General features: G+C 69.0%; 14 protein-coding genes and 3 pseudogenes. 8 read left to right on the plus strand and 9 right to left on the minus strand.

What is annotated here, in order from left to right; all coding sequences use genetic code 11:
* Positions 1-214 (minus strand): annotated as a pseudogene (locus tag GT354_RS04055) (transposase); the annotation flags it as partial.
* A gap of 259 nt (positions 215-473) precedes the next feature.
* The gene (locus tag GT354_RS04060) at positions 474-881 is read right to left on the minus strand and encodes a hypothetical protein (RefSeq protein WP_161354780.1); all 408 of its coding nucleotides are present in this window, start codon (positions 879-881) and stop codon (positions 474-476) included.
* 624 nt (positions 882-1,505) lie between these two features.
* On the opposite strand from GT354_RS04060, the pseudogene GT354_RS04065 reads away from it, so the two are divergent.
* The 3 genes and pseudogenes from GT354_RS04065 (at position 1,506) to GT354_RS04075 (ending at position 3,862) form a co-directional block, all read left to right on the plus strand.
* Positions 1,506-2,514 (plus strand): annotated as a pseudogene (locus GT354_RS04065) (DUF6192 family protein).
* A 3-nt stretch (positions 2,515-2,517) separates the two neighbouring features.
* Positions 2,518-2,947, plus strand: a pseudogene (locus tag GT354_RS04070) (RacP protein).
* 60 nt (positions 2,948-3,007) lie between these two features.
* Positions 3,008-3,862 (plus strand): IS5 family transposase, encoded by an 855-nt coding sequence (locus GT354_RS04075; RefSeq protein ID WP_161354781.1) that lies wholly within the window; start codon positions 3,008-3,010, stop codon positions 3,860-3,862.
* A gap of 190 nt (positions 3,863-4,052) precedes the next feature.
* Here the strand turns inward: GT354_RS04075 and GT354_RS04080 are convergent, their stop codons facing one another.
* The 3 genes from GT354_RS04080 to GT354_RS04090 all read right to left on the minus strand — a co-directional run bounded on the left by GT354_RS04080 (position 4,053) and on the right by GT354_RS04090 (position 7,140).
* A complete protein-coding gene (locus tag GT354_RS04080; RefSeq protein WP_161354782.1) occupies positions 4,053-4,667 on the minus strand; it encodes a tetratricopeptide repeat protein in 615 nt (204 codons plus the stop codon).
* Positions 4,668-5,016: 349 nt separating this feature from the next.
* Positions 5,017-5,745, minus strand: coding sequence for a prolyl oligopeptidase family serine peptidase (locus GT354_RS04085; protein ID WP_161354783.1), 729 nt, complete (start codon positions 5,743-5,745; stop codon positions 5,017-5,019).
* Positions 5,746-6,489: 744 nt separating this feature from the next.
* Positions 6,490-7,140 carry a TetR/AcrR family transcriptional regulator gene (locus GT354_RS04090; protein ID WP_161354784.1) on the minus strand — a complete coding sequence of 217 codons (651 nt, stop codon included), beginning with the start codon at positions 7,138-7,140 and terminating at the stop codon, positions 6,490-6,492.
* A gap of 98 nt (positions 7,141-7,238) precedes the next feature.
* Here GT354_RS04090 and GT354_RS04095 point away from each other — a divergent pair, with 98 nt between their 5' ends.
* Complete coding sequence (locus tag GT354_RS04095; protein ID WP_346011836.1) at positions 7,239-7,904, plus strand: DUF5701 family protein; 666 nt, start codon at positions 7,239-7,241, stop codon at positions 7,902-7,904.
* 460 nt (positions 7,905-8,364) lie between these two features.
* Here GT354_RS04095 and GT354_RS04100 read toward each other — a convergent pair whose 3' ends face one another.
* The 3 genes from GT354_RS04100 to GT354_RS04110 all read right to left on the minus strand — a co-directional run bounded on the left by GT354_RS04100 (position 8,365) and on the right by GT354_RS04110 (position 10,653).
* Complete coding sequence (locus GT354_RS04100) at positions 8,365-8,754, minus strand: hypothetical protein (RefSeq protein ID WP_161354786.1); 390 nt, start codon at positions 8,752-8,754, stop codon at positions 8,365-8,367.
* A 422-nt stretch (positions 8,755-9,176) separates the two neighbouring features.
* A complete protein-coding gene (locus tag GT354_RS04105; RefSeq protein ID WP_161354787.1) occupies positions 9,177-9,830 on the minus strand; it encodes a TetR/AcrR family transcriptional regulator in 654 nt (217 codons plus the stop codon).
* Positions 9,823-10,653: an alpha/beta hydrolase gene (locus GT354_RS04110; RefSeq protein WP_161354788.1), complete on the minus strand. Its 831-nt coding sequence runs from the start codon at positions 10,651-10,653 to the stop codon at positions 9,823-9,825. Before GT354_RS04110 ends, GT354_RS04105 begins: the two co-directional genes overlap by 8 nt.
* Positions 10,654-10,844: 191 nt before the next feature.
* Between GT354_RS04110 and GT354_RS04115 the strand changes: the two genes are divergently transcribed.
* From GT354_RS04115 to GT354_RS04125, 3 genes are all read left to right on the plus strand, one after another.
* Positions 10,845-11,141 (plus strand): hypothetical protein, encoded by a 297-nt coding sequence (locus GT354_RS04115; protein ID WP_161354789.1) that lies wholly within the window; start codon positions 10,845-10,847, stop codon positions 11,139-11,141.
* 693 nt (positions 11,142-11,834) lie between these two features.
* Complete coding sequence (locus GT354_RS04120; RefSeq protein ID WP_161354790.1) at positions 11,835-12,398, plus strand: hypothetical protein; 564 nt, start codon at positions 11,835-11,837, stop codon at positions 12,396-12,398.
* Between the two features lie 10 nt (positions 12,399-12,408).
* Positions 12,409-12,876, plus strand: a complete 468-nt coding sequence (locus GT354_RS04125) for a hypothetical protein (protein ID WP_161354791.1) — start codon at positions 12,409-12,411, stop codon at positions 12,874-12,876.
* 476 nt (positions 12,877-13,352) lie between these two features.
* Here the strand turns inward: GT354_RS04125 and GT354_RS04130 are convergent, their stop codons facing one another.
* On the minus strand, positions 13,353-13,826 hold the full coding sequence (locus tag GT354_RS04130) for a hypothetical protein (protein ID WP_161354792.1): 474 nt from the start codon (positions 13,824-13,826) through the stop codon (positions 13,353-13,355).
* 512 nt (positions 13,827-14,338) lie between these two features.
* Here GT354_RS04130 and GT354_RS04135 point away from each other — a divergent pair.
* A partial coding sequence (locus GT354_RS04135; RefSeq protein WP_161354793.1) for a serine/threonine-protein kinase occupies positions 14,339-15,675 on the plus strand: 1,337 nt, incomplete at its 3' end.

The following is a 15,675-nucleotide window of genomic DNA, read 5'->3' on the forward strand; positions in this document are numbered from 1 at the left end:
TGAGAGCGTCGTACAGCGCGCCGTGCCCGCGGCGGTGCTCGGCCGGCAGCGTCAGGTCCACCGGCGCCGTCACCGGCCCGTCCGCACACAGCAACGCGTCCATGAGTTTGAACAGTTCGTCACGCCGCGCGGTCAGACACGCGAAGAAGTCCTCACGGAAGTGTGACGCTTCCGCGAACGGCTCCCGCTGAACATCGTGGTGCAGCAGACTCATTCCCCCACGGCCTTCGTGTCGATTACGTGTGTCCTTGGTCGGAGCACATGATCAGACGAAGGCCGTGTCCCGTCCGGCGAATTCCCGGACGAGCGATCCCGTTCGAGGCATTGTTCGAGGTCAGCAGCAGGCCGCAGACTCATCCTCACGGCTTTTGTCTTGATCAGCTCACCCTGGTCGGAGCACATGATCAGACGAAGTCCGGCTTGCCGTACGGAGAATCCGCAATTGCGCCACCTTCGAGTCGATGGGCGGCCTGTCACACCGTCTCGGCGCCAATGACGATGTCAACGGCGCGGGCCCGTCCCTGCGCGGCGTCGACCGAGACCCGCACCCGCCTTCTGCCCGGTTTCCCGAGCAGGGACGTGATGAACCGGCTCTCCCCGATGACATCCCCCACGACGAGCCGCCCATCGCTCAGCAGAAGTTGTCCGTCGAACACTGTGGTCATTGCCTCTGGATCCCGTCCCGCGCCACCCGCCTCACTGCGATCCGTGAAGATTCGGACCTTGACCAGCCCCACCTGGGCCTGCACCCGAACAATGACGTGGGTGTCGCAGGCTGCCGCGGGCTCGTTGTCGAGAGCCAGTGTTGTGGGTATCCACTCGTTCGAACCGAGAGCCATCACCGGGTGATTCACGTACAGGTCGACACCTGCGATCTGCACAGCAACGACTCCCATTCCCTCTGTGACGTTCACGGAGGATAGGGCCCAGCGCTGACAGAGCATCAGGCGCCAGACCATAAAGCACAAGCTCAGCGCCTGTTTCTGATCCCGGCTTCGTGAAGAGTTCGGGGCCTAGGCTGGTGTCGTGTACGAAGGCGCCGGGCCGACAGGGGAGCGCGTGTGTCCGGGCTGTGGTGGGCGGCTGAGAACGGACGCGCGGCCTGGTGCCGTGTACTGCTCAGGGGTCTGTCGTGCCAGGCAGTGGCGCAAGGACCGCCGTCTGCGCAAGCGGGTGCCGGCGGAGTTGAGTGGCACGGGCCGGGCCGAGTGCCCCGAGTGCGGGGCCACTTGGGTGGCGGGGGTGGACCGGCGATCGGACGCCGTCTACTGCTCTCGTCGCTGTGTCGTGAGGGCGTGGCGGACTCGGAACGAAACGTTCGACGAACGGTCACCGTGACCGCACGGCGAACGCATCCGAATGGCACCTTCGAGTATCTTCCGGTCACTTTCGGTCGTTTGCTGGGATCTTCGTATTTACCGTTCGAATCTCGGTCTCGGAAGCGGGGCGACGTCTCGTCACGGTCGAAGGGGCCGTGCCCCCGCTCGCGGGGGGTGGTGAATCCCATGCCCGAAGAGTCCATGAACACCGACAGAGTCGACAGCGTCAGCTGCAGCCGCTACGAACAGATCGTGGCCGAGCTTCGCGAGATCGTGGAGAACCAGACCCGGGGTCAGTTCACGATCGGTCACTACGCGCTCGAGATCGAGCCGATGAGGGAGGTCGGCGGCCAGGAGCGAGGCGATGAACTGTTCACGGTCAAGGAGTCGTTGTTCCGGCTGGCCGAGGACATCGGCCTGTCGTATTCCTCGGTGAAGGAGACCCGGTGGACGGCCTCACGCTGGCCGAGGGAACGCCGCCAGTCCGGGGTTTCCTTCACGGTCCACAAAATTCTGGCGGTGATCGCCCACGAGCGGGAGCGGTTCCCCGCGATCCTGACTCCGCCGGAGGGCGAGGCCCGGTGGACCGCGGACGGAGCCAGGCGCCGGGTCGGCCGGCAGGTCGACCGGCCGGTCACGCCACAGGAGAAGGTCAGCGCAATTCACATCCTGGCCCGTGACGAGGACGTCGCCGCCGTGGTCACCACCGACTTCCTGCGGCGGCCGACGGTGGTCGCGCAGGTCAAGAGCGAGGACAAGGTCCGGGTCGTCGAGGAGTTGACCCGCGACGACCACGTCGCCGCGGAGGTGACCACCGGTCTGTTGCGGCGCCCCGACGTCGCGTTCCGGGCGATGAGGGACGACACTGCCCGCCACCAGGTCAATCACGCCCAGGTCGAGCGGGGGGCAGGCTCGCGAACACTTCGAGGAGACGAGTCCGGTCGCGCCGGCGGTCCGCCGGATCGATCGGTCGGTGGAGTTTCTGGACCTGGTCACGGCCTGCCACGCGTTCGTCGCGGCGGCCGGCCGGGTCGTCCCGGGCATGCGGGATCGGCAACTGGGGGACGACGAGCGCACGATCGTGCACGAGAACGTCGCCCGCGTTCGGGCCACGTTGGACTGGATCGAGACGGCCGTCGACACCGGTCGGGTCGACGTCGACGGCGAGCTGGCCCGACTCCTCCAGGGCGAATAGACGATGCCTCGGGCCTCCGAGCGCAGATCGCCCGTGGCCCAACGGCATGCGGACACCGTCCGGTTCGTGCTCTTCGAGGCACGGCCGGCCGGTCTGGCCTTCAATCAGTTGGTCAGATCCACCGAGTTGTCGCCGAACCAGGCCCGCGCGGGCCTGGCCTGCCTGCGGGACATCATCACCGAACGCGGCCGGCCGCCCCTGATCTGGGACGCGGGCGGACGGCTACAAGTTCTGCTCGGACCCCGCCGAGCTCCAGGCCTACGAGGTCGCGGTGATCCGGGAGAAACTTACCGAGATCCGCCGGTTCATCACCGGGGTCGTCGCCCCGCACGCGGCCCTGCAACCCAAGGGCCGATGGATCAAGCACCTGAACCCCCAGCTCAACTCCGTCGAGTCGACGCTCGACGTGATCGCCGACTACATCGACGCCTGATCGGTCGGGGCCGGCCGCGGATCGGCCGGGCCCGACCCCGTCCTCCCGGGGAGGGGCACGATGGCACGGCACCGCTGCTACCCCTCGGACACCTGGGACGACGAATGGGTCCTGATCGAACCGCTGTTGCCGCCGCCTGCCTGCGAGAGCCCGACCGGCGGCCGGCCGGAGAAGCACCCACGGCGGGAGATTGTCGACGCGATCCGCTACGTTGTCGACACCGGCTGCAAATGGAGGGCTTTGCCCCGGGATTTTCCACCTTGGCGAACCTGTTACGGCTTCATGGCCCGCTGGGCGGCGGCCGGGGTGGTCGGACAGATTCGTGACCAGCTCCGCAAGCGTGTCCGGCGCGGGATGGGCCGGGCTCCGGGGGCGGTTGCCACCGTCATCGACTCACAATCCGTGAAAGCCGCAGAGACCGTCGGCAGGGACTCGCGCGGCTACGACGGGGCGAAGAAAATCAACGGCCGCAAGCGGCATCTGGTCGTGGACACCAAGGGCCTGCTGCTGTTCGTCCTGGTCACTCCGGCCGACATGACCGACCGCGACGCGGCCAAGGAGGTGCTGTTCAGACTGCGGCTGATGCACCCCGAGATCACCATCGTCTGGGCGGACTCCGCTTATGCCGGACAGCTGGTGACCTGGGCAAAAGACCGCTTGGACCTGACGCTCAAGACCGTCAGTCGACCGAAGGACGCCATCGGATTCGTCGTCCTGCCCCGCCGTTGGGTGGTCGAAAGGTCGCTCGCCTGGGTCATGCACGCCCGTCGACATGCCCGCGACTACGAACGGCTCAACCAGCGCTCGGAATCGCTGATCACCTGGGCCGCGATCACGCTCATGACCAGGCGCATCACTCGGCGACAGTCCCGACGGACGAACCAGCCGTCCTCCCGCGAGAACAGCCGGGACTGACGGTCGCCCGGACCATCGCCACCCGGTCCCGGCCACATTGCCGCCTCTTCACTCTGCCACGACATGCCTCGACCCGGCAGCGAATCACCGTCCTTGACAGTGGTGCATGCTGTCGGCGTGCACATGTACATCCCAGCCCGGTGCGAGTGAACGCAGCCAGTTGTTGATGCGGTGAGTTCCGGTGCTCCCGTCAACCCGAGGACGAACGTATCGCCCACCACGCATGGTGCTCGGCCAGGTCGCGTGCTACGGGGTCCCGCCAGCGAGTGAGGTCATCGATCAGTTTCGCGTAGAGGTCTCGCGCGGTGGCCGGGTCGCCGGCCTCGCCGACCCATCGGGCAGCCTCGATATAGGCGTCCACCGTGTTGCCGTGCCGTGGGCCGTGGACGCGGGCCACGTCCGGGAGGAGTTCCGCGTACAGGTCGCGAGCGGCGGCCGGGTCGCCGGCCATGCCCGTCCAGTAGGCGTGCCTTATACGCCAGTACAGCGACGGCCCTCTCAGAGGTTCGAAGACGTCGGCCGGCGTGGCGCGTTCCTTCACGAGACGGGTGTGCTCGGTGACGACGGCTGCCAGCAGGTCACGGGCGGCGGCAGGGTCGCCGGCCTCGCCGGTCCAGTGCGCGTGTTCGCCGCGGGCACCGAGCACTTCGGGGTCGTCGGGTCCGCACACGCGTGCCGCGTCCGCGGCCCATGCCGCCGCCAGGTCACGGGCCCGGGCCACATCACCGGCCGCCCCTGTCCACCAGGCCAGGCTGCCCCGCGCTTCCAAGGTCTCGGGGGCGTCCCGCCCGTGGGACCGCGTCAACTCTTCGACGGAGGCTCGGCTCCCGTCTCGGTTCACCGCCGCGTATTCCCGACGCGGGGCGTCGTACGTGGCCCAGCCTGCCCCAGGCGCGGACGACTGCCTGTTCACCAACGCGGTCTACCCATCTCGTTGTGTCGGTGGCACCAGACGGCGCAACACCCCTGCGCTGCGAGTGCCTTCGGTCGGCGTGGCGAACTCAACCGAATAGCCGACTGCAGTGCTCCCCCGCACACGTACCTGGGGACATTCCTTCGTACACCGCCGGGAAACGCAGGAGGCGTACATCGACACATGCCTCCAACGGGCTTCCGGAACAGGAGCATGATCGACGCGATCCACAGCCTCACCTTTAGAAACAGGCACTCACCCCGTGGCCCACGTGGGGGTAGATCACGAGTGTCGACGCCACGTTCGACTCCACCAGTGCGCGGTGGAACTCCCGCGCCTGACCTGCCGGGGTGCACCGGTCCAGCGCGCCCGCCGTCAGCAGGGTGGGAGTGCGCACGTTCGACGCGTGGCGCAAGGGGCTGCGCTCGACGTGGCGGCCGGTGAAAGAGCGTGGCTCGTCGGCCAGGAAGGTCCGGTCGAAGTGCGGCATGTTGGTGGTGTGGTGGAGCGAGATCCAATCGGTGACCGGCGCCGTGGGTGCCGCCGCCGCGAACCGCTCGTCCCGGGTGACCAGCCACGCGGACAGGAACCCGTCGTACGAGCCGCCCATCACACCGAGCGGATCCGGGTCGGCGATGCTGCGGGCGACCATCGCGTCGATCCCGGACAGGACGTCCTGCGCGTCGGCGCCGCCCATGTCGTCGAACGCCTGCTCGGCGAACCACTGGCCGTGACCGGCGCTGCCGCGCGGGTTCGGATTGAGCACCGCGTACCCGCGACTCACCAGTAGGGGCGTGCCCTGAAAGGCCGGCGACCAGCTGTTGCAGAAGCTCCAGATCGGACCGCCGTGCAGATGGGTCACCAACGGAAACGGCCCCGGCCCGGCCGGTCGACACAGGATCCTCTGGATCACGGTGCCGTCGGGGGCGCTCCAGGTCACCGCCTCGGCGACACCCGCCTTCGCACGCACGTAGTCCGCGCCCGGGTGGGTCAGTGACGCGATCGTGTCTACCGAACCGGTCCGTCACGACCGCCAGTTCCGGAAAGCGGTCCCAGCCGTGCCGGACACCGGCGTGCCCGTCAGCGGAGAAGGACGGTTCGGGATACCGGCCGCCGAAGATCTCGGTGCCCCGCCAGAGCTCGGTGACCTTGCCCGAGGTCCGGTCGTACTCCCCGACCACCGTGTCGAGCTCGGCTATTCCGGCCCACCCGAGCCGATCCTCGTTTAGCCGGCCAGCCGGCCGGCCGGTCGAGGTGACGTCGACGCCGTTGGTGTCGACCCGCATCGAAGCCGCGGCGCCCCCGGCCGAATCCACCGCGATCAGCACCAAGTCCCCGGCCACCACCTGGCGATCGCAGCACAGCGCCTCCACCACGGCCACCGCACGGCCCGAGGGGCCCTGGCGCTCCGTTCCGCCGCGGGAAGGGTAACCGCGATCACCCGACCCGACCCGGCCCGAGCCGACCCGACCCAACCCGGCCCGGTCGTCGCCAGGCTCGTCGGCGGCGTCCGGCACGACGCGGAGAGGTGGTTGCCGAGGCCGCGACACGACCGGGCGCAGGCTTCGGCATCGCTGTCGTGGCCGCCCCCTTCGCCCGCGGATCGGGCCGGTTCCTCCGCATCCGGAGCCATGTCGACGTCCCGCTCACGCGGGGGCCGTGATCGTGGTGGCGACCGCTCGATGAGGGCCTCAACGGGCGGGCCGGGTCGGCGCTACTTGATCGCGTAGTCGCCGAGTGCGCCCGCCAGGAGGCCGTAGACCGTGTGCGCGTCGGCAGTGACGGTGGCGGCGATCCGGTCGTTGTCGCTTCCCGCCAGCGTCAGTTCCGTGATCCGCCGGAACAACAGCCGTTCGGCGCCGCCGAGTTGCACGGCCGCGGCGCGGGGGAGGAGGTCGTCCGAGTGGGCGCCGGTGGTGTCGGCCAGGGCGCGGGTGAGGGCTTCTTCCCGCCGGTCGTGCAGGTCGCGCAGCCGGGCGGTGAGGGTGGGGCTGTCGGCGAGCATGCGGGTGAACCGTGCTCCGGCGAATCCGATCACCGGGTCCTGCCGTTCGACTCCGTCGAGGAAGGCTCGGCGCAGTGCGGCGAGCGCGGACTCGCCCTCGGCCCGCGTGGACACGGTGTGGGCGAGGCCGCCGACGAACTCGTCCTGGTGGTCCAGTGCCAGGTCCTCCTTGCGGGCGAAGTAGTTGGTGACCGTCTTCTTGGCGACGCGGGAGGCGGCGGCGATGTCGGCGATGGTCGTCGCCTCGAAACCGCGCTCCATGAACAGTCGGGTCGCATGGTCGGAGATGAGTTGCCTGGTTTCGTGCTTCTTGGACTCGCGGAGCCCCATCCCCGGGCCGGTGTCCGTGTCGGTGTTCATGGGCGTATCTTACATGCGATGTAAAGTTACACTTGACGTAAGAATCAGAACGCCCTAACTTTATGTTCGTGGCAAGTTTTTCGTTGGAGAGGCTGTACGTGAACACAACCGACGTGGGTGTGGAGTTCGACCGACAGATCCGGACGCTCGCGGACAAGGGCTATCCCGCGCGTGCGGGGCTGTCCGAGGCCGACTTTCGCGGCCTGTTCGAACCGTTGCGCGAGCCGGTGCTGGAATACATGTCGTCACGGACCCCGCCTGCGCCGTCCGAGGCCCGGGTGCCGTTCCTCCTGGTGGTGACCAGGGCGTTGGTGCCGATCGAGGAGTCGGTATCGCTGACCTCCCTCGCCGGGAAGACCGAGCCGGGAGTCGTCGAACGCTTCTACAAGCCGGGCGAGTTGGAACGGTTCGTGTCCCGTAAGGACCTGCTCCTGCCCGAAGGTGGGGCGTATGTCGTCTTCGACGTCGAACGCGGCGAGGAGTTCTGCGGCGTGGTCCCGCTGGACGCGATGGCAACGGTCGCCGCACGCGGGCGGACCGGCCTGACAATGGAGGAAGGCATCGCCCTGGTCACCCAGTTCCCGCGGGCGTTGGCCAAGAACAAGTGCTTCTCGCTCGCCGGCACTCGACTCGGCGACAAGGACAAGCGCGTCCCCGCGCTGTGGATCAGCAAGGGCGCCCCCAAGCTGGGCTGGTGCTGGGAAGGCAACCCGCACACCTGGCTGGGACTGGCCTCGGCAGGCGGGCGCACCGGCGCCGCGTAGCAGGCCCCTCGCCCACTCCGTCACCCACCAACGCCTGACAACCCGGGCCAACGCCCGACAACCCGGCCCGCGAATCACGCCGGGACTCTGCGCGTGCGCAAGCTCGGGTACGGCGAACCCCCGGTCGGCGGCGGCCGGGAGCGCCACCGGTGTCAGCCGGTTGCCGAGACGGATCGACTCGTCGAACCGTGCCTACGTCGTGCCTGTGCCCAATGGTTCAGGATGCCCGGTCCGCCGAGCCGACGACGGCCGCGATCAGCGGTCGGCCACCGACTCGCCGCGTGCGAAGTCCGCGCGACGAGCACGAAGCCCCGCCGGCGAGGACACCACGCGTCGAGGATGGGCGTCGGCCGACCGCACGTGTCGCCGTCGAGCCAAACACCACAACGTCGGCAAGACGGTCAAACGCGCCGGGCCGGGCAAGGAACATCAAGCCCAGCGACCTTGCACGTCGAGTTCGTCACTGGCGGGTCGCGTTCATCAGGTGGCGCCAGCGCGGTAGCTCGGTGAATGGCACGATCAGGCACAGCAAGGTCACCGTTGCGGCGGTCCAGGTCGGCCACAACACCCATGCGGCTGCTGTCGCCGCCGCCAGTTGGATCAGGACCAGGAAGATGGTGACGATGCCGGGTACGGCGACGGGTGAGTCGCCGCCGGGCCGGTCGCCCGGGGTGCCGAAGACGGTGGGCAGGCCGATGAGCAGCACGACGGCGCCGATCGCCAGTGGGATGGAGTACGACCAAAGGGCCCAGGGGGTGGCCACCCAGGCGATCAGCTCGGTGGCGAAGCGTAGGCCGCCTCGGAGGTGGTCGTGCCCGGGTCGTTGCGTGCTGATCTTTGTGTCGCTCATGATCCCCGTCTGTCGTTGATCGGCGCGACCGGGCGCCGAGGGTCCGGCCCGGAGCCGAGGGAAGCGGTGGCGGCCTGCAGGTCGTGATCGAAGGCGATCACTGGGTGAAGCCGGCGCCGATGTCGGTGTTGAGCCGGACGTCGGTGGCTGCTTCGAGCGTCGCGAAGCCGTGCGGCGCGGAGTGAAGCCGGAGCCGATGTCGGTGTTGAGCCGGACGTCAGTGGCTGCTTCGAGCGTCTTGAAGCCGTGCGGCGCGGTGGATGTCTCCGGGGCTGCGGGTATGCCCGATTCCCCCGTGACCGTGACCGTGATCGTGATCGGAGCCGATCGGTCCAGGGGAATTCACCGCGAACAGCATGGCCGAACTCGAAGTCGCCGGATGTGAGACCTCGGGTCCCGCCGCGGGTACCGGGTGGTCGCTTTCAGTCGGGGATCGTCGTCCCGGTTTCGTGATACCGGTGCGCAAACGGGTGTTGCTCGCCCTGGTCGTCGTCCGACGATGTGGAGTGGTCGAGTCGGTCGGCCCGCAAACCGGTGATCAGGCTGTCGATGAGGAAGTGGTAGCTGCAGGTGACGTCGCGAGTCAGACCGAAACCGTCGGCGGCTTCGAGGGCGGCGAAGCCGTGGATCGCTGCCCGAAGTGATCGGGCGGCGTCGACGATGCGGGCGTCGCGTAGTTCGAAGCCCGCAAGGACGTCGTACAGGACCCGCACGGCTTCGTTGCTCACGCGCTGGTCCTCCTCGTCGTCGGCTGCGGGTGCGCGAACGGTGGCGGCGTGGCGGCCGGGGTGGTCGAGGGCCCAGCGGCGGTAGGCGTCGGCGAACGCGCGGACCGCGTCGGGGCCGTACCGGCCGACGGCTGCCCGGGCCACTGCCTGGGTGAGTTCGCTCTTGGCCTGGATGGCGATGCCGCGACGAAGGGCGTCCAGGGAGTCGACGTGCTTGTAGAGCGATGGTGTGCGTACGCCGAGCCGCTCGGCCACCAGGCCCATGGTCAGGTTGGTGAAGCCGACTTCGTCGGCGAGCGCCGCTCCGGCCTCGATGACCGCGGCCGGCGTGAGACCTGCCCTAGGCACGCGCGTTGGCCTGCAGAAAGGCGATCACGAGGGACACCACTTCGTCGGGGTGCTGGACGTGCGGGTAGTGGCCGGTTCCCTCGATCATCGTGAGCCGGGCCGTCCCGGCCGGCATGGCGGCCACGATCGCCTCGCCTTCGGCTTGCGGGTCGGCCCAGTCGGGGTCGAGCGAGCCTTCGACGATCAAAGCCGGGCAGCGCACGTTCGGCAGCTGAGCGCCGGCGTCGGCCGGTGCGGCCTGGGCCATCTTCTGCAGTGCCTTCATCCGGCCGGGCTCGCGGAGCATGGCATCGATTCGGGCCAGGTCGGCGGTCCAGTCGGCCGGCTTCGTTCCGGGGTAGGCGATGTCGAGGTAACTCTTCCAGGACGCAAGACTGCCGAGCATGGTGCCGATCAGGCGGAGCATGCCCTTGCGGTAACGACCGACCCGCAGATCGCCCGGCTTGAACGTCTGCTTGCGGGTGAACGGTGCCAGTTCGACGATGCCGGTGACCAGATCGGGTGCCTGGGCGGCCGCGATGGTGGCGGCGCCGCCGGAGATCGAGTGACCGACCAGCACCGCCGGACCGCCGAGTCGGCGGATCACCGCGATCAGATCGCCGGCGATGTCGGTGCGGGTGTAAGACGGCCACTGCGCGCTCGATTCGCCGCAACCGCGCAGGTCGACGACCGCGACCCGGTAGCCGGCCTCGACCAGTCGCGGCGTGACGAATCGGTATGCGTCGCGGTTGTTGCCGATGCCCGGGGCCAAGACGACCAGCGGCCCCTTGCCGGTGACCTCGTAGGCGATCGTTCCGTCGTCACACGTGAGGTATTCGGTCATTGCTGTTCTCCAGGTTTGCTATAAGCGTTAGCTTCAAGCTAATAGCATTAGCCATACGTGTCAAGATCACCTTGCCGCACAGAGGCTGGGCCTCCGGGCGGTGCCCGGGAACTGCGTCTCCGCCTCCAAGAGCTTCAGCAGGACCGCGAAGCCCAACCGGTTCCCCGGAACTTGTTCGCCGGATCCGAGAGGTGGGCGCCCTGCTGGGACGTATCGGCCCACCGGTGGCGCCCATTCCGGTGACGCACTTGCGGGAAGCGCTGATGCACAGCTACGAGTGGCAGCGCGTCCAGGCGGCCACCGTGCTCTGGGACCTCTTCGGCGAGCCCGAGACACCCACCGTGCTGGACACGCTGCTGCGGGCGTGGGAGGAGAACCCCTCGACGGCGAACCGCATCGTGGCGTGTCCGGACCGGATGGGAGCGGCCGCGGAACCGGCGCTGCCGACACTCAAGGCCGCCTTGGCCCCGCGACGTCGCAGCGGCTGATGCAGGTCGATCGAGAGCGACGAGGAACTACAACGGATCGCACGCCGTGTCGTCGCGAGGTTCGATTGACCGACGCCGACGGGGACACTGCGTCCCGAACTGTCGCGAACTGTCCCGAACTGTCGCGACCGGAGCGGGGAGGATCCGGGCCACCACCTGCGCGAACCGGATCCGCCCCTGCCTGGCCGGGCTGAGGAATCAGGTGCGGCTGAACGCGTGGATGCGGTGCAGCCCCTCGGCTAAGCGATCGGGGCTTTCGGCGAGCGTGGCGCGGCCTGCCGCCTCGTGGAGGTGTCGCCGTCAGTCGGAGGCGGCGGTGTTCAGGACCGGTCCGACCATCGCCGCGAACTCTTCCGGTGTGATATCGGGACGTTCAGGGACTGGCCTCGGCGCGTTTCGGGCTGGTCGGCATCCCGGTCGAGTCGTATCCCGCCACCGAGATGGGCGCCGGAGTGGGCGGGGCCGAACGCTCGCGGCGGGAGCCGCAGTTGTCGGTGCGGCGGCGTAGCGTGCGGGTTCGGTTCCCCGTTCCGGGGCCCGGTGTGAAGGACGTTCCCGGTTGTGAAGGACGTTCCCGATCAGGGGGTGGGTGCGATTCCCGTCGTTGGTTCCGCGCGTGGTCGGGTGTTCGTCGACAATCACTCTCTGCACCTGGTCGCGGGGGAGAGGTTTCCCTGGGACCGGCCGTATTCCGTGAACACCACCGGTCTCGTCCAGGCTCGTGACGACGAGGTCCGCTTGAGTACGGGACTGGCGACGTGTGTCCGGATGCCGTTGACGGTGGAGGTCCACGACACGGAGCCGGGCACGCCGGCGGGCGAGTGGGAGGACGTCGCGGAGTCCTCGCTGACCGTGCACACCGACGACTTCCACGTCGTGGAGATCTGCGATGTCCCCTCCGTGCGCCTGCCCCTCGGCGCGGAGGGGGCGGCCGCGTACCGGGTCCGGGTCCACGCGCACGGACGCGACCTGGAATACGACGGCAGCGCCGGCGATCCGGAGGGCGAGCGCTACCTCGTCCAGTTGTGGCCCGCGGCCCACGCCCCCGACCTCGTCGTGCGGCTGAGCGCCGCCGCCCGACGCGGCCTGGATGCCGCGATCGCCGCCGCCCGCAAACCCCTGCCACTCGTCCCCCGTCCGCCCGGGCGGCCCATGACCGCACCGCGTCCGACGTCCGCGCCGGTGTCGGGCCGTGGGCAACGCCCCACACCCGTCAAGGCCATCGCCGACGACCGACGGATTCCTCCCGCCCGATAGCCTGCGACCCATGCATCCGGATGCCGAACCGAGCGCGCCGGCGGCCCAGAAGGACCTCCCCCCCGACCTGATGTGGCGCCTGCTCCGGCACCCGCAGGCCCGCCGCACGGTGGCGCTGCTGCGCCGGGACCTGACCGAGCAGATGATCGAGGAGATCATCGCGCTGGGCTCGGCACGTTCGCTCGCGGCCAACCGCTCCGTGCCTGCGGAGACCGGGGCCCGCCTGGCGGAGCACCCGGAGCCGGCGGTCCGGTGCGCGATCGCCGCCGGCGCCGCGGACGATCCGCCGGGACCGTTGGTCCGGCTTACGGATGATCCGGATCCGTCCGTGCGGCGGGTCTGCGCGACCGACTCGCGCAAGGCCCGGACATCTTCGTCCGCAACGCCATCGCGGCCCGCCCGGACACCCCGCCGGCCCTGCGCGAGCGGATTGCGGCCACCCTGGAGACAAACAACCCCGTCGCCGAGGGGTTCGTGACGTACCGCCGCAACCCCAACGTCGGTGGCACGCCGCCACCGACCCGGCGAATACTCACCCGGGAACAGGCGCAAGCACTCCTCGCCGAGGCCGACCTGTAGGGCGAACGAAGCGCCCGATCATCCGTTCTCCCGTGCCCGGGAGGACCGGACGGTCGAGGCAGGACTTCCGCTCCTTGGCGGGTCGAGTTTGCCCCGGGGCCGTCGGCCCGGTTCAGGGCCCTCCGCGCAGACCTTGAGCCCTCGGGTGCCGTGACGGGCTGCGGGGCGGCGGCGAGGTCGTCAGCCGGGGCTTCCGGTACTGCGGTGGCCGTAGCGGCTGAGGTTCGGCGGAGCGCTGCCCCGGAGGTTGGAAGTCGGCGTAGGGGTGTTGGCGGACGCCGGTGCCGGTGCCGGTGCCGGTGCCGTGGACGAGGACGCGCCGCGGCTGGGCGGGCGTGGGCGCGCGGTGGGCGTGCCGAGGAGGTGCAGCACGGCTTACCGGAGCCCTGACCGTCGTCGCCCTGGCCCGCCGAAGGCGTAGATCTCCTTGGCCGAGACGGTCACGGCTGCGCTCGCCCCACCGCCGCTGTCGTTGTCGTTGTCGCTCGACGGCAACGTCGCCGCCTTCGACACGGTGCCGTTCCAGTGGTAGGCCACCGTGTCGTACGTCTTCGTCGCGGTGCCCATCACCCACAGGTCGCGGCCCGAAACGCCCGTGACCTGCTGGACGCTGAAGCCGGGCGGAGTCGGCACCGGCTTCCACGTGACGCCGTCGAAGTGGAACGCCTCGGCCTTCCAGTCGCTCATCGTCCAGCCGAGCGCCCACATGTCGTTGGGGGCGAACGCCTTGAAGGCGGCGAGCGTGGAGCGAGCGTTGACGGCCTGCTTCGACCAGGCGGCGCCGTTCCAGTGCCAACGCTGTTGCTCGGCCTGTTGGTCGAAGATGTAGAAGTCGTCCCAGGAGACCACCGCCGAGCGCGGCGATGTACGAACTGCTCTTGGGCTGAGCGATGTTCGGGTTGGGGATCACACTCCATTTCGTGCCGTTCCGGCAACGGACGTCCTGGCCGGGCGTAGTGGCCGGCACGTCGCCGGAGACAGTCGTCTCCACCATGTCGAGGCGGCGCATGTTCTCCGGGTATGCGCCGAGGTCGACCGGGCGCCAAGTGCCGACGGCCAACGGGCGCTTCAGGTTGTCGGGACCCTGTGCGGCCGATGGAATCGGCGGCTTCTTCGCGGAGCTTCCGCTCTCGTCCGCGTTCGCGTACACGGTGGTCGCGCTCACCCCGGCCACCAAGGCTGCGGTAATGGCCAGGCTCCTCAAACTGCGACCACTACCGGCCCGTCACGGACATCCCCCAGCCGAACCCGTACGCTGCTGCCGCCCGGCCGGATACCCTGACGCTCTCCTCCGGAACGCCGACAGCGGGGCGAAGAGCGCGCCCAACGGGCCGCCCCGCGCGACTGTATGTTCGTGTGCTGTGACCAATGATGACTATCAGCGAGTGATCGCCGACCGCTATCGGCTCGTCGATCGAATCGGCCGCGGTGGCATGGGCACGGTGTGGAGTTCCTGGGACCAACTCCTGGAACGCACCGTGGCGGTCAAGGAGTTGCATATCGTCGGGGAAGGCGAGGAAGACCGGACCCGGCTGCGCCGAGTGCTGCGCGAGGCCCGCGCCGTCGCCCGCATCTCACACCCGTACGTGATCGACATCCACGACCTGGTCGAGTTCGAGGACCGGCTGTGGATCGTCATGGAACTGGTGGACGGCCCTTCGCTTTCCCAGCACCTCGCCGGAGAGGGCCCACTGCCACTGCACCGGGTCGCCGAGATCGGCCTGCAACTGCTGGCGGCCCTCGAGGCCGTGCACAAGGCGGGTGCCCTGCACCGGGACGTCAAGCCCGCCAATGTGCTGTTGCGCGGCGACGGCAGCGTCGTACTCGTCGATTTCGGCATCGCCGCCCTGGCCGACAACGCAACCCTCACGCTCACGGGCGACATCGTCGGCTCGGTCGATTTCATGGCTCCCGAGCGACTGCACCACCGGCCGACCGGGCCGCCGAGCGACCTGTTCTCCCTGGGCGCCACGCTGTGTGTGCTCGCGACCGGCACCGCTCCCTTCAGCCGCTCCTCACCCGCTGCCGTCGTGTACGCGGTGGCTCACGAACCGCCCTTCGTTGCCGAGCACGCGGGCCCCTTGCGTCCCCTCGTCGAGGCTCTGCTGCGCAAGGACCCCGACGAACGTCCCACCGCCCCCGACGTGGCCGTCGCCTTGCGCTCGATGTGTGGCCCGACGACGGTTCTTTCGCCGCCGCAGGAGACGCGACAGCAGGCTCCGCCGTCGTCGGGGAGTCCGCGGCGTCGGCTGCGTTGGGCCGCCGTCGCGTCGGTCGTCGCAGTGCTCACCGGAGGCGGGGTCACCGCCTACGTCGTTGGACATTCCTCCAAGTCGCCACCGCAGTTCGCGGAATCGGCCAATCAGGCACCCGGTGAACCAGGGACACCGACACCGAAGGAAACGGCGACACGGACACCGAAGGAAACGGCGACACGGGCGCCGACCGGCGCGGTGATGCAGGCTCCCGACAAACCGAACGAGTACTGGGTCTTCCTCGGAGACCGGTACCAACGCATGTGGGTGGACGACGGTGACCACAAAGCCCAGCCCATGCAGGAACCGAAGCCGCTGAGCAACTGGTCGGCGTTCAGGGACCTTCCGCAGTTCTCGGCCCGGATCGATGCGGTCATGCAGGCGCCGGACACGTCCAATCAGTACTGGGTGTTCTCCGGTGATCAGTACATCCTGATCGAGGT

Source organism: Streptomyces sp. SID3343, from assembly GCF_009865215.1.
Taxonomy (GTDB): domain Bacteria; phylum Actinomycetota; class Actinomycetes; order Streptomycetales; family Streptomycetaceae; genus Embleya.

Excerpts from the sequence above, each read along its gene's own strand:
- GT354_RS04075 (WP_161354781.1), top strand. The coding sequence starts at position 3,008 with ATGGCACGGCACCGCTGCTACCCCTCGGACACCTGGGACGACGAATGG.
- GT354_RS04090 (WP_161354784.1), bottom strand. The coding sequence starts at position 7,140 with ATGAACACCGACACGGACACCGGCCCGGGGATGGGGCTCCGCGAGTCC.
- GT354_RS04100 (WP_161354786.1), bottom strand. The coding sequence starts at position 8,754 with ATGAGCGACACAAAGATCAGCACGCAACGACCCGGGCACGACCACCTC.
- GT354_RS04110 (WP_161354788.1), bottom strand. The coding sequence starts at position 10,653 with ATGACCGAATACCTCACGTGTGACGACGGAACGATCGCCTACGAGGTC.
- GT354_RS04125 (WP_161354791.1), top strand. The coding sequence starts at position 12,409 with ATGCATCCGGATGCCGAACCGAGCGCGCCGGCGGCCCAGAAGGACCTC.